Genomic DNA, 20,962 nt, shown 5'->3' with positions numbered 1-20,962 from the left:
CCGGTTCTACCCAACGGATACCTTGTATCCTTGTGGGGGAACCGGGGCCATTCCGCGCTTAAGAATCAGCTGGCGCGGTCCACGACGGCCAGCGCGAAGTTGGTCAAAGAGGTCTTGACCACTCCCTCGGGCAGCGGCGCGAGGGCGGCAATCGCCTCGTCGGCCCAGGCGCGGGCCACCACCCAGGATTGCGCCGTAACGGGGTGCTCGCGCAGGCCCGCGACGGCGGCGGCGAGGGCCTCGTCGGAGCTGAGGTCGCCGTCAATCAGTTTCAGCAGCTCGACGGCGGACCGGTCGCCGTCCTCGGCGGCCCTGCGCAACAGGAGCACGGGCAGGGTAGGCACGCCCTCGCGCAGGTCGGTGCCCGGGGACTTGCCGGACTTGACCTTGGCCCCGGTGACGTCAATGACGTCGTCGGCCAGCTGGAAAGCGACGCCCACCTTTTCGCCGTACTCGACCAGGAGCGGCTCGTAGGCCTCGTCGGCACCGGAGAAGATCGCGCCGAGCTGGCCGGAGGCTGCCACCAGCGAGCCTGTCTTGTCCGCGATGACGGAGAGGTAGTGCTCCACAGGATCCTCGTCGGGGCGGGGGCCCACGGTCTCATGCAGCTGGCCCAGGCAGAGCCGTTCAAAGGTGCGGGCCTGGATGCCGAGCGCGCGGGAGCCTAGTTCAGACACCAGGATGGAGGCCCGGGCAAAGATCAGGTCGCCGGTCAGCACGGCCACGGAGTTGCCCCAGACCTCGTGGGCGGTCGGGGCACCGCGGCGGAACGGGGCGGAGTCCATCACGTCGTCGTGGTAGAGGGTCGCCAGGTGGGTCAGTTCCACGACGACGGCCGCCTGTACCACGGCGGGCCGCGAGGCATCGCCGAGGTGGGCGCAGAGCAGGGTCAGGAGCGGGCGGATGCGCTTGCCGCCGGCTTCCACCAGGTGCCGCGACGTCGCATCGGCGAGCGGATCCGAGTTGGCAATGGCCTCGCGCAGCTTCTTCTCCACGCGGGCCAGATTCGTCGTGATGGCGGGCCCGAGGTCGGGGTCCCCCGCGATCGCCGCGAAGCCTGCGGGCAGCTGGAGTCCCGTGGCGATGGCGGTGGTGTTCAGGTCGGGTTCAGAGCCCGGCAGGCCGTGTCCGGCGTGCGTCCAGCTGCGGTCTGCAGAGTTGGTCACGGGTTAACCCTAACTTTGGTTGCGGAATCCGCGGAGTCGGCGCCGGAGTGGGACGAGCCGTCCGCGCTGGACCGGCCTTGGTTGGACGTGGCCGGGACCAGCGATTCGAGGACCCGGATGGCGCGGTCTTCGAAGCCCTTGGCCGCAGGGTCGGTGAGGTTGGCCAGTAGCCGCACGACGAACCGCATCAGCACGGGAATGGGCATGCCCGTCCGGAGCGCCAATTTCATCACGGCGGGCTTGCCGATCAGGGCCGCGAACGCACGGCCCAGTGTGAAGTGCGAACCCCACTGGTCCCGCACGTAGTCCGCGTACCGCGCGAGGTGAGCGTCGGCGTCGGCCCCGGTCCACCCGGCCGACGCGGCCCGGGCCTCGGCGTCGATGATGAACTCGGCCGCAAAGCGGGCGGACTCCATGGCGTAGGAGATGCCCTCGCCGTTGAACGGGGAGACCATGCCGCCGGCGTCGCCGAGCAGCAGCAGCCCCGGCGAGTAGTGCGGCGTGCGGTTGAAGCCCATGGGCAGCGCGGCGCCGCGGATCTCGCCCACCTGGTTCTCCGGGGTGAAGCCCCACTCGGCGGGCATCCCGGCGGTCCATTCGCGCAGGACCTGCTTGTAGTCGAGTTTGCCGAATTCCTTGGAGGAGTTCAGGATGCCAAGGCCCACATTCGAGGAGCCGTCGCCGACGCCAAACACCCAGCCGTAGCCGGGCAGCAGTTTGCCGTCGCGGCCGGGGAGCTCCAGCCAGCCTTCCATCCAGTCGTCGTCGTGCCGCGGGCTGGTGAAATAGGTGCGGACGGCGACGCCGAGGGGGCGGTCGTCGCGCTTCCGGAGGCCGAGCGAGACGGCGGTGCGGCTGGAGTTGCCGTCCGCGGCGAGGACGACGTCGGCCCTGAAGTCACGGGTCTTCCCCGTCTTCCGGCCGGCCCCGTCAAGCAGCGCAGCCCGGACCCCGGTCACGCGCCCGTCGTCGGAACGCAGGGCCTCCGTGACGCTGTGGCGTTCCAGCACGACGGCGCCCGCGGACTGGGCGTGCCGGGCGAGTTCCTCGTCGAAGCCCAGGCGGGTCCGGATCAGCCCGTACTGCGGGAAGTCGGAGACCTCGGGCCAGGGAAGCTCGATGCTGCGGCCGCCGGCCAGCAGGCGCAGTCCCTTGTTCCGGCGCCAGCCGTCGGCTTCGGGGTGTGGCAGGCCAAGCTTCTGGATTTCGCGGACGGCGCGGGGGGTCAGGCCGTCGCCGCACACCTTTTCTCGGGGAAAGCTGGTCTTCTCCAGCACGGTGACGTCGATCCCCGCCTGCGCCAGGTAGTAGGCGGCAGTGGAACCGGCCGGGCCAGCGCCGACGATCAATACATTCACGGCAGCGACGAACTAACGCGCGGGCCGGATGATGTTGCGGCGCAGCTTCGCCACCGGTCCCGTGTGGGCCGCCAGTGCGGCGGCGGCCGCGCCGGGGCCGGCCAGCGGCTTCTGGGCGCGGTGCACTGCGACGATGCCGCCGCTGAGGTTGCGGTAGGTGACGTTGTCCCAGCCGGCATCCTGCAGCCAGGCCGCAAGGTTGTCCTGGTCCGGCCAGGCACGGATGGACTCGGCGAGGTACACGTAGGCGTCCGGGTTGGAGGAGACCTTCACGGCGATGGCCGGCAGGGCGCGCATCAGGTACTCCGTGTACATGGTGCGCCACAGCGGCACCACGGGCTGGGAGAACTCTGCGATGACAAGCTTGCCGCCGGGCTTGGTGACCCGCAGCATCTCGGCCAGGGCCTTCTTCGGTTCGTTGACGTTGCGCAGGCCGAAGGAGATAGTGCTCGCGTCGAACGTGTTGTCGGCGAAGGGCAGGCGGGTGGCGTCACCGGCGATGAAGTCGATGTCGGGGCGGCGGCGCTTGCCCACTTTGAGCATCCCGAGGGAGAAATCACAGGCGATCACCTCGATGCCGGCATCGGCATACGGCTCGCTGGAGGTTCCGGTGCCGGCGGCGAGGTCGAGCACCCGCTGGCCGGCCCGCACGTCCATGGCCTCGACCACCACGCGGCGCCAACGGCGCGTCTGTCCCATGGAGAGGACATCGTTGACGACGTCGTATTTGGGGGCGACGTCGTCAAACATCGTGGCTACTTCGTCCGGACGCTTATCCAAGGATGCTCGGTTCACCCTGACATTGTCTCAAATGTTCGGCGGACCCACTAACCACGCCCTGATCAGCGGCTGAACACTGCCTGAACCGGCCCGCAGGCGCGGCGGGAGTAGTGTTGTCTCACTATGACGAGCGCGTTCCGTACCAGAATTGTCAGGACCCTGACCCTCCCCCTCGATGCAGAATCATTCCCCGGGGGGCTGCCGTCGTTTCTGGTCCGGGATGATGTCCTCTGCTGGACCCGCCGCGAGGCCGGGCTTGTGGGCTTCGGCGAGATCGCCCGGTTCACCGCTACGGGCCCCGAGCGGTTCCTCGAAGCGGACATCTGGTGGCGCCACCTGGTCCTCGAGGCGGACATCGCCGATTCCGTGGGCTGCCCGGGAACGGGCCCGGTCGCCTTCGGTTCCTTCGCCTTCTCGAAGGTCTCCGCGCACGAGTCACGCCTGATCGTCCCCGAAATCGTGGTGGGCCTCCGCGATGGCAACGCCTGGCTGACCCAGCTGACGTTCGACGACGGCGAACTCACCGAAGCCGGCGCGCGCGCCGCGCTGGACCGCTGGCTCGGGACCCCCGGCGTCGTTCCTTCCGCGGAACCGGCAGCCGATCCGGCGGCCGTCTCCGAAGTCCCGGCGCGGACCGCGACGCTGAGCACCGGCTCGCTGGGTGAGGCGGACTGGATGGCGGCCGTGGCCGCCGGCGTCGCGGAAATCCGCACCGGAGCGCTGGAGAAGCTCGTGCTGGCCCGCGATATTGTCGCCTCCGTTCCGGACGGCGTTAATGCGGCGGAGATCCTGCGCCAGCTGGCCGTGCGCTACCGCGAATGCTGGACCTACGGCGTCGACGGGCTGGTGGGCTCCACCCCCGAGATGCTGATCCAGGTGGAGGGCCGCACGGCGCAGGCCCGCGTCCTGGCCGGCACCCTGGACCGCCGCGACGCCGACGGCATGGCCGGCTCGCCGCTTGAGTTCGCCGAACGCGTGCTGGCAGGCTCCGAAAAACAGCGTCACGAGCACGACATCGCGATCCAGTCCCTCACCACCCAGCTGGCCCCCTTCTCCGAGGCCATGAATGCGCACAGCGAACCGTTCATCCTGGAACTGCCGAACGTGTGGCATCTGGCCTCGGACGTGAAGGCGGAGCTGACCGAGGTGGAAGGCCATGTCCCCACCTGCCTGGCCCTGATCAACGCGCTGCACCCGACGGCGGCCGTGTGCGGCACCCCCACTACCGTGGCCGGCGCGCTGATCCGCAAGCTCGAGCACTTGGACCGCGGCCCGTACGCCGGACCGGTCGGGTGGCTCGACGCCGCCGGAAATGGCGAGTGGGGCATCGCCCTGCGCGGCGCGGTCATTGAATCACCGGAGGCCGTCCGGCTCTATGCCGGCTGCGGGATCGTGGAGGGCTCGGTCCCCGAAGCCGAGCTGGCAGAGACGTGGGCGAAATTCCGGCCGATGCTGGAAGCCCTGGGCATCAGCAGCTGAGCGGCGGGGCGTCCGGGCCTCGAATCCGGGATTTCAGACACCTGGAGGTGTGGAAGTCTTGTTTTTGCCCCGCATTAGTTATCCAATAGTGAAACTTAGTTTTCTGTGACGCACATCTCTTCTTCGGCGATACACTTTAACCGACTTAGTTACGCATCCCTCCTGCAACAAAAAGGTAAGAAAATGCAGATCTCCCGTTCGCGCCTGAGCGCCTCCGCGCTCAAGGCGGCCACCGTGCTCGCCATTGGCGCCCTGACGCTCACTGCCTGCACAAATGCCTCCGAAACCGGAACATCCGGCGCGGCCAAGCCGTCCGGTAGCGCCAGCGCCAGCTTTGACCCCGCCACCGTCCAGAAGGACGAGGCCCTGGCGGCCATGGTGCCGGCGGCCATCAAGTCCAAGGGCACGCTGACGGTGGGGTCGGACACCTCCTACGCCCCCGCGGAATTCCTCGGCACCGACGGCCAGACCCCTGTGGGCTACGACGTCGACATCGCCAAGGCGATCGCCGCCACCCTGGGGCTGAAGGCACAGGTCCAGACGTCGGAATTCACCGGCATTCTCCCGGCCCTGGGTCCGAAGTACGATCTGGGGATTTCCTCGTTCACGATCAACCCGGAGCGGCTCGGCGCGGTCAACATGGTCAGCTACTTCAACGCCGGTACCGCGTGGGCCGTGCAGAAGGGCAACCCGAAGAAGGTCTCCCTGGATGACCTCTGTGGCAAGTCCGTCGGAGTGCAGACCGGTACCGTCCAGGAGGATCCGGACCTGTCGGACCGTAACAAGAAGTGTGCAGCGGACGGCAAGCCGGCCATCAACGTCGTCACCCTCAAGACGCAGACGGACATCACCACCCGGCTGGTCAACGGCAGCGTCGATGCGATGGCCGCCGATTCGCCCATCATTGGCTACGCCGTCACCCAGACCAACGGCCAGATCGAAAAACTCGGCGACGTCTACGATTCCGCCCCCCAGGGGATCGCCGTGGCCAAGTCCGACGTCGCCCTGGCCGAACTCGTCCAGAAGACCGTCGCCAAGCTCATCGAGAACGGCTCGTACAAGAAGATCCTGGAAGGCTGGGGTAACGCCGAGGGCGCCATCACCAAGTCAGAGGTCAACCCGGCGGCCGGCTCTTGAGTCTTCCCGCAACCGGCCGCGCCTCGGGTGCACAGGCGGACGGCCGGCAGGAAAAGCCCGAAGCTCCGGTAGTACTGAACAACCCAGTGCCGGTCCGGCATCCGGGCCGCTGGATCAGCGCCATCATTATCCTCGGCGTCCTCGCCCTGTTCCTGCAGAGCCTGATTACCAACGCCAACTTCCGCTGGGACATTGTCGGGACTTACATCCTCGACACCAAGGTGGTGCAGGGCGTCGGCTGGACGTTACTCCTGACCTTTGCCTCCATGGTCCTTGCCATTGTCCTGGCGATCCTTCTGGCGTTCATGCGCCAGTCGGAGAACCCGGTATTCCGCTGGTCCAGCTGGACCTGGGTCTGGTTCTTCCGCGGCACTCCGGTGTACACCCAGCTGGTCTTCTGGGGCCTGATCTCCGTCCTGTACCCCAAGATCACCGCCGGCATCCCCTTCGGGCCCGAGTGGTTCAGCGTGGACACGAGCACCGTCATCACGGCCACGGCTGCGGCCATCCTGGGCCTGGGCCTGAACGAGTCAGCCTACCTGGCGGAAATCTTCCGGGCCGGGCTTAAGTCGGTGGACCGCGGCCAGGAGGAAGCCGCCGAGGCCCTCGGCATGGGCAACGCGAAAATCATGTGGCGGATCGTCCTGCCGCAGGCCATGCGGGTGATCGTGCCGCCCACCGGCAACGAAACCATCGGCATGCTGAAGACCACCTCCCTGGTCCTGGCCGTCCCGTTCACCCTGGACCTGACGTTTGCCACGAATACCCTGGCCAACCGGACCTATCTCCCGGTGCCCCTCCTGATTGTGGCGGCTATCTGGTACCTGGTGATCACCAGCCTGCTGATGGTGGGCCAGCACTACATCGAGGCCTACTACGGCAAGGGCGTGGACAACCTTGCTCCGGCCGCGATCAACCCGGCGGCAGCAAAGGCCGCCGCGGCCGGTGCGCCAACCGGCGCTGCCGGGCCGGCCCTGAAGAAGGACTTTCCTGAGGAGGAGGCAAAATGACGATTACCACCGAGAAACCGCTGGTGCGGATCGAAGGCCTCCACAAGTTCTACGGCAGCCACCATGTGCTGCGCGGCATTGACCTGGAGGTGAACCAGGGCGAGGTGTCCGTCGTCATCGGCCCGTCCGGTTCCGGCAAGTCCACCATGCTGAGGTGCGTGAACCTGCTGGAGACGATCAGTGCGGGCCGCATCTCCGTGGGCGGGAAGCTGATCGGCTACCGCGAAGTCAACGGCCGGCTCCACGACCTCAAAACCAAGCAAATCGCCGCCCAGCGCCGCGACATCGGCATGGTGTTCCAACGGTTCAACCTGTTCCCGCACAAGACGGCGCTCTACAACATCATGGAGGCACCGGTCCACGTCAAGAGCCAGTCCCGGGATGCCGCCCGGAAGAGGGCCATGGAACTGCTGGACCGCGTGGGGCTCTCTGACCATGCTGGCCACTACCCGTCGCAGCTTTCCGGCGGGCAGCAGCAGCGGGTGGCAATTGCCCGCGCCCTCGCTATGGATCCCCAGTTGATGCTCTTCGACGAACCCACGTCCGCGCTGGACCCCGAACTGGTCGGCGATGTCCTGAACGTCATGAAGGACCTGGCTAAGTCAGGCATCACCATGATTGTGGTGACCCACGAGATCGGTTTTGCCCGCGAAGTGGGCGACCGCCTGACGTTCATGGACAGCGGCGTGGTGGTGGAATCCGGTGACCCGCAGGAGGTCCTGGCGAACCCTCAGCATCCCCGCACGAAGGAGTTCCTCAGCCGGGTGCTCTAGGCCAGAGGATTCGCCCGGCGACACGGGCTTGCCGGCCACCCCCCTGCGCTGCGGATTCCACCCGGCGATGCGCCAAAGCCCCTGCGCTACCGGAATTCCGGTAGCGCAGGGGCTTTTCCGCGTCATGCGGGCGATTGCGCGTCACCTCACCCTCACCCTCACCCTCACCCTCACCTTGCGGAGCGTGCGCGACGGCGGGGTACACCCGCAGCTGCCAGCTTCCTTTCGAGTTTCCCGGCCGCCATCAGATCGGCCCAGGCCCAGCGGACCATGCCGTTTCCCAAGGCCCGGATCCGGTTCTCCCGGTCCTTTTCGTCGAAGACGGCCTGCGACGTGGTCCGGCCCTTCAGGTATTCGGGCCGGACGCAACAAAGGTCTCCGCGGCCGCGCTGACCCGGACCCGGTACTTTTCCCAAGGTTTCAAGGACCCCCAGGCGCCGGCGTCGACGTAGACCCCTTGGCGCACCCGGACCAACGCACCCGAGCGGCAGCGGCGGGCCAACTCCTTGGGGTCAGCCCTTGCTGGATGTGCTCGCGGGTCAGGATCAACCGGGGCAGTTCGTTCATGGAACGACGATCGCAGCCTGTCGGCGGTCACTCCGTCCCGAGGCAAGGCCATGTGGACAACCGACGCGGTTCCCGTTCTGCGCGGCACGAAAATCCTGACGCGGCGGGTATTCGCGCGGCGGAGGGCAATTTGCGCGTCGCCAGGCACGCTGCGCGTCGCCGGACACAGGGCGCGTCGCCAGGCCTACCCCAGGCCTACCCCGCGCCTACTCCGCGTCCGGGTCCGGCACCCCGGTGACGGCTGAGCCGACTGCGGACCTGATGCGTGCATGCAGCTCACGGAGCCCGCCCCGGTCCGTGCGCACTTCGATGATGCGGCGGCCTTCCCACGGCTCCGTGAGCGCTTCGGCGAGTTCCGCCGTCGTGCTGACCGAGCGGTGCACGACGCCGTACGCGGCGGCGAGCGCGGCGATGTCCACGGACTGCGGTGTCCCGAAAAGGCGTTCGACGGCGCCGCCGTACCGGCCGGAAGCCTCCACGGCCCCGTGCTCCAGGAGCCCGAAGATGGCCCCGCCGGCGTCGTTCAGCACCACGATCCGCAGCTGCGGCTCGGCTTCCCCGGCACCCAGCAGCAGCCCGCCGGCATCGTGCAGGAAGGTGACGTCGCCCAGCAGCACCGTGGTTTCCTGCCGGCCGCCGATCGCGATTCCGGTGGCTGTGGCGGTGGTCCCGTCAATGCCGGCCAGGCCGCGGTTGGCGAAGACGGTGGCGAGCGGTTCGGGCGCGGGCCAACCTGCAAGGTCCACGTCGCGGATGCCGTTCGAGGAGCCGAGCACCAGCTGGCCCTTCGAGTGTTCCCAGACGAGCGAGCCGACGGAGGGGCCGGTGGCGGCGGCGGTTCCGGCCAGGACGAGGTCCACGGCGTGCTGCGCGGCGGCCCCGGCCAGGAGCCAGGCATCCAGCCAGGCCGCTGAGCCGCGGCCGGCAAAGTCGGCGAGGTCCGCCAGGTTATTGAGCGGCAGCTCGGTGCGGCGGCCGGGCTCGTACCAGGCGACGGGAAGCGGCTGATAGAGGGCCGAGGGGACGTCGGCGCGGGCCAGCAGGGCAATCACTGGCCGGGACAGCGTGGGCCGGCCGAACAGCACCACCCGCTCGATCGGCTGCGCGGAGCCGGGTCCGAAGTGCTCCAGCAGCAGCCGGTAGGGCCCCACGGCGTTCGGCCCGAACCGTGCGTTGGAGGACGGTTCGGCCAGCAGCGGCAGGCCGTGGGCGCGGGCGAACGCCTCGGCTACCGGGCCGGCGTCGTGCCCGGCGAGCACCACCGTGCGCCGTTCCGGCAGCCGGGCCTCCGCGGGCGGGAAATCGAGGGCCAGCGGACCGCGGGCTGCGCGGTAGATGCGGCGGCCCGACTCGGGCGGAAGCCCATCGCCTGGTGCGGGGACCAGCGGGTCCCGGAAGGCCAGGTTGAGCTGGACGGGCCCGGGCGGGGTGTCCTCGAAGGCCCCGGTGGCGGCGCTCAGCGCAGTCTCGACGGCCCGCGCCGGGTCGCTGCCCGCGGGGACGTCGACGGCGAAGCGGACGTGCTCCCCGAACAGGTCCAGCTGCACCGTGGTCTGGTTGGCGCCGGTGCCGCGGAGTTCCTCGGGCCGGTCCGCCGACACGATGACGAGCGGCACCGCGGCATGGTTGGCCTCCATGACGGCCGGCATGAGGTTCCCGACGGCGGTCCCGGAGGTGGTGAGGACGGCCGCGGGCGCTCCCGTTGCCAGGGCAAGGCCGAGGGCCGTGAAGCCGGCGTCGCGCTCGTCGATCCGGACCAGCAGCTCCACCCGGCCCGCGGCGTCGGCTTCGGCCAGGGCGTACGCCATCGGTGCCGAGCGCGAGCCCGGTGCCACCACCACGTACCGCACGCCGGAGTCCAGCAGCGCGGCGACGGCGATCCGCGCGGCCTCCAGCGCGCTCAGGCTGCCGGGGACCGGTGCCGGGGAGCTCACATGTTCTCCGGCGTCTCGATGCCGAGCAGTTCCAGGCCGCCGGAGAGCCGGCGCAGCACCAGGGCGCACAGCGCGAGCCGCGATTCCCGGACCGAGTCCGCCGATTTCAGCACGGGGCACTGGTCGTAGAAGGAGGTGAAGAGTTGCGCCAGCTCGAACAGGTAGGTGCTCAGGCGGTGCGGCTCGAGCAGCTCGCCCACCTTCTCCAGCGTGGCGCCGTACTCGAGCAGGTGCAGGGCCAGGGCGCGTTCGGCGGGTTCGACGACGGCGATCGCCGTTGCCGGGGCACCGCCGTCAGTGTCGGTGCCGGCTGTGTCGGTTCCGGCTGTGTCGGTTCCGGCTGTGTCGGTTCCAGCTGTGTCGGTTCCAGCTGCTGTGTCGGTGCCGGCTGCGGGGTGGTCCCCGAGCACGCCAGCCCTCCGCAGGATGGAGCGGATCCGCGCCGCGGCGTACTGGACGTAAGGTCCGGTGTTGCCGTTGAGCGCCAGCATCCGGTCAAAGTCAAAGACGTATTCGGTGTCGTGCCCCACTGAGAGATCCGCGTATTTGACCGCGCCGATGCCCACCTGCCGGGCCGTCACCGCGCGCTCCTCCTCGGTGAGCTCCGGCCGGCCGGCGTCGATCACGGCGCGCGCGCGGTCCACGGCCTCGTCCAGCAGGGCCATGAGCTTCACCGGGGCGCCGGAACGGGACTTCAGGATCTTGCCGTCCTCCCCCAGCACATTCCCGATCTGCACGTGCACGGCCTCCACGGTGTCCGGCAGCCAGCCGGCGTCGCGGGCCGAGGCCATGACCATGCGCAGGTGGACATTCTGGGGTGCGCCCACGACGTAGAGGACACGGTCGGCCTCCAGCTCGCGGACCCGGTAGCGGATGGTCGCGAGGTCGGTGGTGGCGTAGCCGTAGCCGCCGTCGGACTTGCGGATGATGAGCGGCAGCGGCTGGCCGTCGCGGGCGGTGAAGCCGGCCGGGAAGGTGCACAGGGCGCCGTCGCTGATCCGGGCCAGGCCGAGCTCCTCGAGTTCCTGGCACAGTTGGGCCAGATGCGCGTCGTAGGAGCTCTCGCCGGCGATGTGGTCGTCCGTGAGGCTGATGCCCAGCATGGCGTAGATGGCGTTGAAGTAGCGCTTCGACTGGGCGACGAGCCGCTGCCAGATAGCGAAGGTTTCCGCATCGCCGCCCTGGAGCGCCACGACGCGGCGCCGTGCCCGTGCGGCGAAGCCGTCCTCGTCGTTGGCTGAGGCGTCGAACTTGGCCCGGGCGGCCTGGTAGAACGCGCTCGGGTCATCGACCAGCAGCGCAGCCTCCGGGGAGTCTTCGCCGATCTCGAGCCAGTGCTCGATCAGCATGCCGAACGGGGTGCCCCAGTCGCCGATGTGGTTCTGCCGGATGACCGTGTCCCCCAGCGCCTCGAGCACCTTCACGAGGCTGTCGCCCACCACCGTGGTGCGCAGGTGGCCGACGTGCATCTCCTTGGCGACGTTCGGGGAGGAATAGTCGACGACGACGCGCTGCGCCTCCCGCCCGGCTCCGGCGGTCCCCTCGGAGGCCGTGTCGCCGCGGGATTCAGCGTTGAGCAGCTCCTCGATCCAAGTGCCGTCGAACGTGAGGTTGATGAAGCCGGGGCCGGAGATCTCAACCGCGGTGCAGATACCGTCCAGTTCGAGCGCGTCGACGATCCTCGCGGCGGCGTCCCGCGGGGGCAGCCCGACCTTCCTGGCCAGCGCCATCGCGGCGTTGATCTGGATGTCGGCAAACTGCGAGGGCCGGATCACGGGATCGGTGCCGCGGAACTCTTCGCCGAATGCGCTGGCAATCGCTGCCTGGACTCTGGGGACAACCATTTCGGCCGGATTATTCACAGTCCCAAATTATCAGTTCAGCCCGCACCCCAGATCTCCCCCGCCTCCCGCCGTCGTCAAAAGCAACGCGGGGTCAGATCGCGCCCGTCCCGGACCCCGGTATGGGCTCGATCTGACCCCGCGTTGCTGTGTCGGAACGGGTCGCGGCCGGGCTGAACTCAGTCGTCGGTGCGGAAGACCTGGACGACGGCGGGGCGCGGGACACGCACCTGGCCCGCCTTCGGCGTCGAACCGGCATTGACGTAGTCCGGGAAGAAAGAGTGCTGGTCCGCGAACGAGCCCTCCTCGCCCGGGTGCTGCACGGAGACGAAGACCGTGCGTTCCTCATCATGGATGATCGGACCGCAGGTTTCGGCTTCCCGCGGCACGGCCAGGAACTGCTCCACGCGGCCCCTTTCCGCGCCGTCGAGGGTCACCTTGAAGAGCCCGTCGGCGTACCCGATCGAAGACGGCGCCCCGTCGGTGGAGATCCACAGGTTGCCCACCGAGTCGAACGCCACGTTGTCCGGGCAGGAAATGGGCGAGACCTTGTCGGCCGGGAACCCGGCGAAGTACGTGGAGTTGTTCTTGGCCGGATCGCCGCAGACCATCAGCAGGTTCCAGTTGAACGTCGTGGAACTCTGGTCGCCCGTTTCGGTGATTTCCACGATGTGGCCGTCGCGGTTGAGGTTGCGCGGGTTGGTCTCGGTGGCGCCTTCCTTCCCGGCCTTGCCGCGGTCCGAGTTGTTGGTGCAGACAACGTACACCTTGCCCGTGTGCAGGCTCGGCTGGACGTCCTCGCAGCGGTCCATCTTGGTGGGGCCCACCTTGTCCGCCGCCAGCCGGGTGTAGACGAGCACTTCCTCAACGGACATCCCGGCCACCATGGACTTGCCGCCAACCACCAGCGGGAGCCATTCGCCGGAACCGTCGAACGCGCCGTCGGCGGGGAGCGTTCCGGTGCCGGTGATTTCCGGGGCCGGGGAGTCGCCTGTGAACTTGGCCACGAAGAGGTCGCCCTCGGCGAGGAGGGTCATGTTGTTGCGGCGGGCGGCCTTGGAGTCCCCGGGCTGGTACTTGCCCTTGGAGACGAACTTGTAGAGGTAGTCGAAACGCTCGTCGTCGCCCATGTAGGCCACAACATGCCCGGACTTGGCCACGATCACGTTGGCGCCCTCGTGCTTGAAGCGGCCCATCGCGGAGTGCTTTTTCGGCGTCGAGGTGGGGTCGAACGGATCCACTTCCACGATCCAGCCGAAGCGGTTGGCCTCGTTCTCGTAGCCGGGGTTGCGGGTGTCGAAGCGCGGATCGTCCAGCTCCCACTGCCGTGCGGTGGGCTTGCTGGTCAAGCCGTAGCGCTTATCGCCCGCGGACGTTCCCGCGGAAACAAAGTAGCCGTTAAAGTTCTCCTCGCCGGAGAGGATGGTGCCCCAGGGCGTGGTGCCGCCCGAGCAGTTGCCCAGGGTTCCGCGGATGGTCCGGCCGGCCGGATCTGCCGCGGTCCGGACCAGGCTGGACCCGGCAGCGGGGCCGGTCAGTTCGTAGGCGGTGTCCGTCAGGAAGCGGCGGTTGAGTTTGGCGCCCTTTACGTAGTCCCACGGCTTGTTCTTGTTCCTGCGCTCCAGCTCCACCACGGTCAGGCCGTGCGCGGCGCGGCCGACGGCGCGCACCTCGGCGGCGGGCATGGACGCCGGGAACATGATGCTCTCGTTGGTGTATTCGTGGTTGGTGAACAGGACGGCCTTGCGGTCCTTGGAGCCTTCGACGGGCAGGATATCCGTGTAGTCGTTGTTGTAGCCGAACTGGCGGGCCTGCGCCGCGGCGCTTTGGTGCTCGACGTCGAAGTCCGGCGAGTCCTTGAACAGCGGGTCGCCCCAGCGGATGACCGGCTGCCAGGTGAAGCCTGCCGGCACCGTGACGGCGTCGACGGCGGCGTCAACCGGCGCGATGGCGGTGAACTTCAGCTTGGAGGCGCGGAAGCCGTCCTTCGCGGCGGCGGCGAGCCCGGGGCCGCCGTCGGCCACCGCCGTGCCGGCGGACGTCACGGCGTTACCGAAAGCGATGGCGAGCGCACCGGCAGCGCCGAAGCCGAGGGCGGCGCGGCGGGACATCGTCGCGGAGGCGATGTCCCGGAAGTAGCTGTTGGTGCTGGTGTTGCAGACCTCGCCGGAGCAGGCGTTGTCGCATTTCAGCGCGCACGTGACCGGGCTGCGTTTGCCCTTCGTGTGGCCAAGCATGGGAAGCAGGGAGAACGTACGTCCGGAAGAGACAGACATGGAGAGACCTTCCACGGGAGTGGGTTGCGGGCCTGCCCACCCTCCCAGCACCGGACTGCGCGCAGGGGTCCCCCACGTGAACTCCGGGTGAACCCCGGCGAACCCCGGCGGGGCGCCTCAGCCGGCAGCGGCAGGCACCGCGTGGACCCGCCGCAGCCGGTCCAGCCACCAGTCGCGGCGCTCCGACGCGGCAGCATACTCCGCCAGCAATTCAGGATCCGCGTGGACCTCGCGGAGCCTGATGGCGCCGTCGTCGGGGACCAGCGAGTCGCGGGTGACGTCGCCGGCGAGCAGGGACACGGTGCCGAGACCGCAGGCGTATGGCAGTTCGGGCAGCGCGGCGGCGAGCGCCAGCCCGGCGCGGATCCCCACGGTCGTGTCCAGCGCCGAACTCACGACGGCGGGGAGCCCTGCCCGCGCCACGATGTCCAGCGCGCGCCGCACTCCGCCAAGCGGTGCCACCTTCACGACAATCAGGTCAGCGGCGCCGGCACGCGCCACCTTGAGCGGGTCCTCCTCCTTGCGGACGCTCTCGTCCGCGGCGATCAGGACCGGGACCCCCGCGGCCCGGAGTTGCCGGCGCACCTCGGCAAGGCCGGCGATATCGGGAACCGGCTGTTCGGCGTATTCGAGTCCGACGGCGGACAGCCGGGTGAGTGCCTCGACGGCAGTCGGGACGTCCCAGCCGCCGTTGGCGTCCACCCGGATGGCGGCGTCCGGCAGTGCCGCACGGACCGCGCCGACCCGCGCGGCGTCGTCCTCGAGGGTCTGGCCGGGCTCTGCCACCTTGATCTTGACGGCGTCCACCCGGCCGAAGCGGGCCAGGATTTCCGGCACGAGTTCCGCAGCGACGGCGGGGATCGTGGCGTTGACCGGGATGCTGGTGCGCAGCGGCTCGGGGAACCCCTGCCAGCCGGCCTCGATCGCGGCGGCAAGCCAGCGGGATGCTTCCGCGTCGCCGTACTCCGGGAACGGGCTAAATTCGCCCCAGCCGAGCGGGCCGCGGATGAGCAAGGCTTCGCGGTGGAGGATGCCGCGGAACTTCACCCGCATGGGCAGGCTCACCACGTGGGCGCCGGCCAGGAGTTCATCCAGCTCGGGGAGCCGGGCGGCAGGGGCGGCAGGATCCCGGGCAGGGCTGCCGGCCAGGTCGGGAGACGGCGGGGCCGGGTTGCTGGGCATGGATTCACTGTACCTGCGGCGGCAAACCGGTGGTACAGGCAGCGACCTGGGATTCGGCCGGGCACATTGGTGGGCCGGCGTTGACTGGGGGTGAGTACCTGGTCCAGGAAACTCGTCTACGCCGGCCCTGCTCAATGAGCACCATCCGGCGGATCGTCCGACCGGTATCTACGAGTCTAGGAACCGGTTCCCTGCCCGGCACGAGTACCGACTACTTGCTTTTGCCCGGCAGGCTACTTCCGGCCCGGCAGTTCCCGGCCCGGCTGCCGGAGCTCCCAGGCATCGGCCGCCGCGCCGTGAGGCAGTTCGAGCAGCCACTCCTCCCCGGCGGCGGGGTAGGCGCGCACCGTGGTGGGCACGGAGCCGTGGTGGTAGATCTCCACGATCGACGCGTCGATGAAGATCCGAAGCTCGTCGCCGCCGGCCACCGTGTCCGCGAAAACAGTCCGGCGCCCCTCCAAGGAGCTGAGGACCAGCCGCACGGTACCTTCTCCGCCGGCGACCTTGGCCTCGGCCTGGCCCGGGAGGGTGAGGGTTCCCGCAGCGCCGTGGCGGAGTTGCCGGTCCCGGAAGGCGAGGAGTTCCGGCGCCGGCTCGACGGCGAGCGCGCCGCCGTGGACAGAGAGCCGGCGCGGGAACGTCAGAATCCCGGCCCACCCGGCGGCGTCCGTTTGCTCCTGGCTGCGGCCCGGCCGGGCGGCACTGTCCGCCACTTCGTGGGACCAGCCCCACAGCAGCGGACGGTCCGGGAGCGCGAGGATCTGCGCGGCGTAGAAGTCGGTGCCGCGGTCCGCCTTCCCGCCCGACTCCGGGGTGAAGACCGGCAGGCCGGCGGCACCCGGGTACAGCGAACCCAGGAGGTAGCCGACGCCGTTGGTGTGGCGGTGAGCGTCCGTGGCCGTCCACAAGGAGGCCATCAGGAGCCAGGTGTCCGCCCCGGAGGAATCCGGGACCTGGACCAGTTGAGGGCATTCCCAGACCTCCGCCGGCAGGTGCTCGGCAGCCAGCGGGTCTTCCGAGCTGAACCAGATCCCCTCGTACCGCCAGCTGCGCAGATCATCCACGCTGTAGAGCAGGAGCGCCGCGTGACCAGACGCCAGCCCGGCTCCCTGGATGGCGAATCGGCGGCCCTGGAAGCGGAAGATAAACGGATCCCGCACGGCCGTGACCTCAGCGTCCGGCGGCACCTCGGCCGCAATCTGCCGCTCCGGACTCCAACTGCTCAAGCCCTCGACTGCGCGCGCCAGGACCACGCGGGGCTGGCCCTCCGCTGTGGCGACGCCGGAGTACACGGCAGCCGGGACGCCGTCGTCGTCCGTTAACACTCCCGACCAGCAGCCCCGCCGGTCAGGGCCGCCGGGCTGGGGCCGGAGCGCGATGGGTTCCTCCTCCCAGCGGACCAGGTCCGGAGAGCTCAGGTGCCCCCAGCAGATCATGTGGTGCCGGGCCGAGTCCGGGTTGCACTGGAAGAACACGTGGTAGCGGCCGTCTGCGTAGCTGAGGCCGTTGGGATCGCTGATCCAGCCCCTTGCGGGCCGCGAATGCAGGCGGGGGAAGGCGGGGTCCGGATGATTCGCCGCGGTGTCCATAGCCACACCCTACCGGGGCGCGAGTTGGCAGGTGACGGCAGTGCGGGGCGCCCCATTGCTGTGAAAGGACTACTCGACGGGCCGCCTCCGCGCCGGAACCGTCAGGAGCCGGGAGGCCGGTACTTAATCTGCTCGGCTTTCCGCAGGGCTTCGATCGTTTCGTCGACCGTCAAGAGCACTGTCGTTTCGAACGAGCCCAGTGCGCCGCCGCCGCTGATCGCCAGAGCCACCGCAGCCATGGACACATTGTCGGGGGCCTCCCACAGGTTGTAGCCGTCGTGGGCGCCGAAGGCGTACCAGAACCCATGGAGTTTCCCTCCCACCGATTCGATGTATGCCTGGGCGGCTTTTCCGCGGTCCTCGGGGTTGCTGATCAGCCTCGCCCACGTCTCCGGTGTGTAGCTGAACTTCGACAGATACAGCGGCATCGTCTCTTCCTTTCGTTCGCTGCCGGAAGTGCGGATTCACCAAGAATGGCAGTCCGCTGCCAGGTCGGCAATGACTCACATCGACGGTGAACAGCCCCTCCGGCCCTCAGGCGGCTCGCAGAGTTGTGTGGGACCCTGATACCGATGAGTTTTCGGCAGGAACGCACCAGCACGCACCCGTCCGCGGAGTACCCGCGGACGGATTCAAGCCATGCCACGGCGGTCCCGGATGGCGTCCCGGGCCGGGGAACCGGGCTCCTGTTCCTGTTGGCCACACTCGCCTGCATGGCCGCGCTCGCCGGAACCTATTACTTCTTTGTCCGCACCACCACGGGACAGTTCATCGACGAGTCGGCGCTGGTGGAGGCCGTCGAAATCCACGGCGCCGCCGGCAAGGCCGCCAACAAGCTCCTCGACTGGCTGCCCGCCCTGTCCGTGCTGATCGCCACGGTGGTGGTCCTCTTCGTCACGGTGATGCGGCGGCGCTGGGCAGCGGCCGGAATCGCCGTGGCGGCGTGCGTCGGCGCGAATGTGGCCACCCAGGTCATCAAGGACGTCGTCCCCGTCCGGCCGTACCGCGGGATCGAAACCCTGGAGCTGAACTCCCTGCCCTCCGGCCACACCACCATGGCGGCTTCCGCCGCCGCCGCGGTGTTCCTTATGGTCTCGCCCCGCTGGCGTCCGCTGGCCGGCTTCCTGGGCGGCAGCTTCGCCGTCGCGACCGGGCTGTCCACCCTAGTCAACCAGTGGCACCGCCCCGCCGACGTCGTCGCGGCCTTCCTCGTGGTGGCGGCGTTTATGCTCCCGGCCGGCTGGCTGATCATCCGCACGGGGCCGCGCTGGAACCTCTGGGACGGTTACGGGGAGCACTGGGCGGCCTCGCGGCTGTGGCTTGCCCTCCCCGTGCTGGCCGGGCTCGCCTCGGCCGTGCTGGCCAGTTACTCGCTTCTGAAGATCGCGCCGGGGCCCGGCCAGGAGGGCAGTACCACCAACTACTTTTGGGCCGGCACCTCGCTGATCGTGATTGCAGGCTACCTCGCCACGGTGGCCGGCATCTGGCTTTTCGGCCATGCGGCCCGACGGCGGACCCCGGCGCGGCGCTAGCGGGATTTGCGCTAACTTACGGTTGCCCGGGGGGACATGCCCAGTGGTCGAACCCGGGACTGGGCAAATCCAGAATATGTCCAACCGCCCGCCCCGGAATAGGGCATGTCCGCGGGGACGTTGGCTGCCGGGGGGACATGCCCCGCTGCCGCGACCGGGATGGAGCACAAGGCACTATGTCCAACCGCCCGCCCCAGGGTGGGACATGTCCGGTCCTCAGAGGGCTCATTCGTTCGCTTGCTCGGGCCGGAGCGGCCCGCGGACGCGCCCCTTCCCAGGTGCCCGCCGTCCCGCCGTCTGCCGGCCCGAGTGAAGCCTGGACCTGTCGGGGATCGCGGCGGCCATTACGCCCCGGACACGCGCCGTGATCGTCAACACGCCCAATAATCCGACCGGCCGGATCTACCCGCCGTCACTCCTGAAGGACCTGGCCGACATGCTGGAGGGAGCCTCGCGCAGCAATGGGCGGCGGGTCTATCTGCTCTCCGATGAGGCCTATAACAGGATCGTCTACGACGGCGCCCGGTTCCACAGTCCCGCCGAATACTATCCGTACGTGCTGCTCGCGTACTCGTACGGCAAGACGCATCTGGCGCCCGGGCAGCGGATCGGCTACCTGGCCCTGCCGCCGACCATGCCGGACCGCGGCCCGCTGCGTGAGGCGCTCACAGCCCTGCAGATGGCGATGGGATGGATTTACCCCAACGCACTGCTGCAGCACGCCCTGCCGCAGCTGGAGCAGTTCTCCGTCGACGTCGGCGAACTGCAGCGCAAACGCGAGCTCCTGGTGGAGGCGCTGACCGGGATGGGCTACCGGGTACGGCGGCCCGAGGGGGCGTTCTACCTGTTCGTGCACACCCCGGCGGACGACGACGAACTCTTCGCGGCTGCCCTCGCGGAACTGGACGTCTTCGTGCTGCCGGGCACCCTGTTCGAAACCCCGGGCTACTTCCGCATCTCGCTGACCGCCAGCGAGGACATGATCCTGCGGGCCCTGCCGGTCTTCGCCGCGGCAATCCAGGACCGGAAGTAGCTGGCAGTTAAGGCCGTTATGAGCGCTGAAAACGGCCCCTGCTGCCAGTCAGTTGGCGGGTCAGGCCCGTCAGTAGTTCCGGCGGTGCCTGAGCCGGGGAATGGTGACGGCGAAGACGGCGGCAGCGGCGAAGCCGAGCACGCCGGTGGCCGCCACGCCGGCCCCTAGCGAGGCCACCGCCGTGATGCCGGAGAGCAGCACGGGGCCGCTGGTGGCGCCGGCGTCGGCCATGAACCGCCAGATGCCGAGGAACTGGCCGCGGCCGTTGTCGGGCGAGAAATCGGCGCCGAGGGTCATGTTCAGGCCGGAACTGATGCCGTTGCCGAATCCGATCAGCAGGGCCGCGAGCAGCAGTCCCACAAAGCCGGTGCTGACCGGGATCAGCAGCATCGCCGTCCCCATGATGAGGGTGGAGGGGACCGCTACCCATTGCCGGCCCTTGCGGTCCATCAGCTTGCCGGCCGGGTAGAAGACCAGCATGTCGATGGCACCGGAGAGGCCGTAGATCAGCGAGGCCTGGGTTGCGTCCATGCCCAGGTGCTCAGCCCAGAGCGGGATCACCACCTGGCGGGAGGCGCGGAGCGCACTGAGCAGCAGCACACCCACGCCGACGCTCAGGAACACCCCGGCGTGGGATGCGGCCACGCTGCGCATGGTGGGCTGCTGCGGCGGGACGACGTCCCCGGGGGCTGGCTTGGCGACGAGGTCCGGGATGGTGAGGGACAGAACTGCAGCGGCTGCCATGGCGACGACGCCCACCCAGTAGGCGCCGGTGATGCCGGAGAACTGCATCACCGCGACCGCAATGAACGGGCCGATGAAGATGCCGATCCGGTTGACGCCGCCCAGGGTGGACAGTGCCCGGGCCCGGAGGACCACCGGCACGGCCTCGGTCAGGTACTTTTGCCGTGCGAGGCTGAAGACGCTGGCGGCCATCCCGACCACCAGCATCGCCGCCGCGAGCAGCCACAGTCCCGCCGGGACCAGCGGTGAGACCGCAGCGGCAACCAAGGCCAGGGCGCTGGCCGCCGCTGCGCCCACGATCGCCCAGCGTTCGCCGAACTTCAGGGTGATCAGTGAGGCGGGCAGGTTGAAGAACCACGATCCGAGCCCGATCAACGTGACGATCAGGGCGGCAACGGCCACGGAGGCCCCCAGGTCCCTGGCGGACAGGGCCACCACCGGGAGGATCGCGCCCTCGCCAATGCTGAACAGCAGGGCCGGCCCGAACGCCGGGACGGCGATGCTGCGGAGGCTGAACGGCGCGGGGGCTGTGGTGGTCATCCCCTTCATCCTAGGGGCACC

16 protein-coding genes are annotated in these 20,962 nt (G+C 69.0%); 6 read left to right on the top strand and 10 right to left on the bottom strand.

Annotated elements, in window-relative coordinates; genetic code table 11:
* Window positions 1-65: 65 nt before the first annotated feature.
* From BJG92_RS00805 to BJG92_RS00795, 3 genes are read right to left on the bottom strand one after another with little or no spacing between them, the layout of a single operon-like run.
* Window positions 66-1,166: a polyprenyl synthetase family protein gene (locus tag BJG92_RS00805; RefSeq protein ID WP_232082113.1), complete on the bottom strand. Its 1,101-nt coding sequence runs from the start codon at window positions 1,164-1,166 to the stop codon at window positions 66-68.
* Window positions 1,163-2,524: a geranylgeranyl reductase family protein gene (locus BJG92_RS00800; RefSeq protein WP_232082112.1), complete on the bottom strand. Its 1,362-nt coding sequence runs from the start codon at window positions 2,522-2,524 to the stop codon at window positions 1,163-1,165. The genes BJG92_RS00805 and BJG92_RS00800 overlap by 4 nt, the downstream gene beginning before the upstream one ends.
* 12 nt (window positions 2,525-2,536) lie before the next feature.
* Window positions 2,537-3,319: a demethylmenaquinone methyltransferase gene (locus BJG92_RS00795; RefSeq protein WP_232082111.1), complete on the bottom strand. Its 783-nt coding sequence runs from the start codon at window positions 3,317-3,319 to the stop codon at window positions 2,537-2,539.
* Between the two features lie 108 nt (window positions 3,320-3,427).
* Here BJG92_RS00795 and BJG92_RS00790 point away from each other — a divergent pair, with 108 nt between their 5' ends.
* The 4 genes from BJG92_RS00790 (at window position 3,428) to BJG92_RS00775 (ending at window position 7,703) form a co-directional block, all read left to right on the top strand.
* Window positions 3,428-4,783, top strand: coding sequence for an isochorismate synthase MenF (locus BJG92_RS00790; protein ID WP_232082110.1), 1,356 nt, complete (start codon window positions 3,428-3,430; stop codon window positions 4,781-4,783).
* A gap of 183 nt (window positions 4,784-4,966) precedes the next feature.
* The gene (locus BJG92_RS00785; RefSeq protein WP_232082109.1) at window positions 4,967-5,920 is read left to right on the top strand and encodes an ABC transporter substrate-binding protein; all 954 of its coding nucleotides are present in this window, start codon (window positions 4,967-4,969) and stop codon (window positions 5,918-5,920) included.
* 74 nt (window positions 5,921-5,994) lie between these two features.
* Entirely contained in the window at window positions 5,995-6,930 is a 936-nt protein-coding gene (locus tag BJG92_RS00780; protein ID WP_232082133.1) for an amino acid ABC transporter permease, read from the top strand.
* Window positions 6,927-7,703, top strand: a complete 777-nt coding sequence (locus BJG92_RS00775) for an amino acid ABC transporter ATP-binding protein (RefSeq protein ID WP_232082108.1) — start codon at window positions 6,927-6,929, stop codon at window positions 7,701-7,703. Before BJG92_RS00780 ends, BJG92_RS00775 begins: the two co-directional genes overlap by 4 nt.
* Window positions 7,704-8,476: 773 nt before the next feature.
* Here the strand turns inward: BJG92_RS00775 and menD are convergent.
* From menD to BJG92_RS00745, 6 genes are all read right to left on the bottom strand, one after another.
* A complete protein-coding gene (menD, locus tag BJG92_RS00770; RefSeq protein WP_232082107.1) occupies window positions 8,477-10,204 on the bottom strand; it encodes a 2-succinyl-5-enolpyruvyl-6-hydroxy-3-cyclohexene-1-carboxylic-acid synthase in 1,728 nt (575 codons plus the stop codon).
* Entirely contained in the window at window positions 10,201-12,048 is a 1,848-nt protein-coding gene (gene argS, locus BJG92_RS00765; RefSeq protein ID WP_232082106.1) for an arginine--tRNA ligase, read from the bottom strand. Before argS ends, menD begins: the two co-directional genes overlap by 4 nt.
* A gap of 176 nt (window positions 12,049-12,224) precedes the next feature.
* Window positions 12,225-14,321, bottom strand: coding sequence for a PhoX family phosphatase (locus BJG92_RS00760; RefSeq protein WP_232082105.1), 2,097 nt, complete (start codon window positions 14,319-14,321; stop codon window positions 12,225-12,227).
* A 117-nt stretch (window positions 14,322-14,438) separates the two neighbouring features.
* Window positions 14,439-15,374 carry an o-succinylbenzoate synthase gene (locus BJG92_RS00755; RefSeq protein ID WP_374199747.1) on the bottom strand — a complete coding sequence of 312 codons (936 nt, stop codon included), beginning with the start codon at window positions 15,372-15,374 and terminating at the stop codon, window positions 14,439-14,441.
* A 362-nt stretch (window positions 15,375-15,736) separates the two neighbouring features.
* Window positions 15,737-17,092, bottom strand: a complete 1,356-nt coding sequence (locus tag BJG92_RS00750; protein WP_232082103.1) for a glycoside hydrolase family 32 protein — start codon at window positions 17,090-17,092, stop codon at window positions 15,737-15,739.
* Window positions 17,093-17,193: 101 nt separating this feature from the next.
* A complete protein-coding gene (locus tag BJG92_RS00745) occupies window positions 17,194-17,520 on the bottom strand; it encodes a GYD domain-containing protein (protein WP_232082102.1) in 327 nt (108 codons plus the stop codon).
* Window positions 17,521-17,664: 144 nt separating this feature from the next.
* Here BJG92_RS00745 and BJG92_RS00740 point away from each other — a divergent pair, with 144 nt between their 5' ends.
* Window positions 17,665-18,624, top strand: a complete 960-nt coding sequence (locus BJG92_RS00740) for a phosphatase PAP2 family protein (protein ID WP_232082101.1) — start codon at window positions 17,665-17,667, stop codon at window positions 18,622-18,624.
* 316 nt (window positions 18,625-18,940) lie between these two features.
* On the top strand, window positions 18,941-19,657 hold the full coding sequence (locus BJG92_RS00735) for an aminotransferase class I/II-fold pyridoxal phosphate-dependent enzyme (protein WP_308011602.1): 717 nt from the start codon (window positions 18,941-18,943) through the stop codon (window positions 19,655-19,657).
* A gap of 69 nt (window positions 19,658-19,726) precedes the next feature.
* On the opposite strand, the gene BJG92_RS00730 is transcribed toward BJG92_RS00735, so the two are convergent.
* Window positions 19,727-20,941: an MFS transporter gene (locus BJG92_RS00730; protein WP_232082100.1), complete on the bottom strand. Its 1,215-nt coding sequence runs from the start codon at window positions 20,939-20,941 to the stop codon at window positions 19,727-19,729.
* Window positions 20,942-20,962 lie beyond the last annotated feature (21 nt).

Source organism: Arthrobacter sp. SO5, assembly GCF_020532805.1.
Taxonomy (GTDB): Bacteria; Actinomycetota; Actinomycetes; order Actinomycetales; family Micrococcaceae; genus Arthrobacter.
This window is presented reverse-complemented; position numbering and strand designations above follow the sequence as displayed.

Excerpts from the sequence above, each read along its gene's own strand:
- BJG92_RS00790 (WP_232082110.1), top strand. The coding sequence starts at position 3,428 with ATGACGAGCGCGTTCCGTACCAGAATTGTCAGGACCCTGACCCTCCCC.
- BJG92_RS00785 (WP_232082109.1), top strand. The coding sequence starts at position 4,967 with ATGCAGATCTCCCGTTCGCGCCTGAGCGCCTCCGCGCTCAAGGCGGCC.
- BJG92_RS00775 (WP_232082108.1), top strand. The coding sequence starts at position 6,927 with ATGACGATTACCACCGAGAAACCGCTGGTGCGGATCGAAGGCCTCCAC.
- argS (WP_232082106.1), bottom strand. The coding sequence starts at position 12,048 with ATGGTTGTCCCCAGAGTCCAGGCAGCGATTGCCAGCGCATTCGGCGAA.
- BJG92_RS00760 (WP_232082105.1), bottom strand. The coding sequence starts at position 14,321 with ATGTCTGTCTCTTCCGGACGTACGTTCTCCCTGCTTCCCATGCTTGGC.
- BJG92_RS00755 (WP_374199747.1), bottom strand. The coding sequence starts at position 15,374 with ATGCGGGTGAAGTTCCGCGGCATCCTCCACCGCGAAGCCTTGCTCATC.
- BJG92_RS00750 (WP_232082103.1), bottom strand. The coding sequence starts at position 17,092 with ATGGACACCGCGGCGAATCATCCGGACCCCGCCTTCCCCCGCCTGCAT.
- BJG92_RS00745 (WP_232082102.1), bottom strand. The coding sequence starts at position 17,520 with ATGCCGCTGTATCTGTCGAAGTTCAGCTACACACCGGAGACGTGGGCG.
- BJG92_RS00740 (WP_232082101.1), top strand. The coding sequence starts at position 17,665 with ATGAGTTTTCGGCAGGAACGCACCAGCACGCACCCGTCCGCGGAGTAC.
- BJG92_RS00730 (WP_232082100.1), bottom strand. The coding sequence starts at position 20,941 with ATGACCACCACAGCCCCCGCGCCGTTCAGCCTCCGCAGCATCGCCGTC.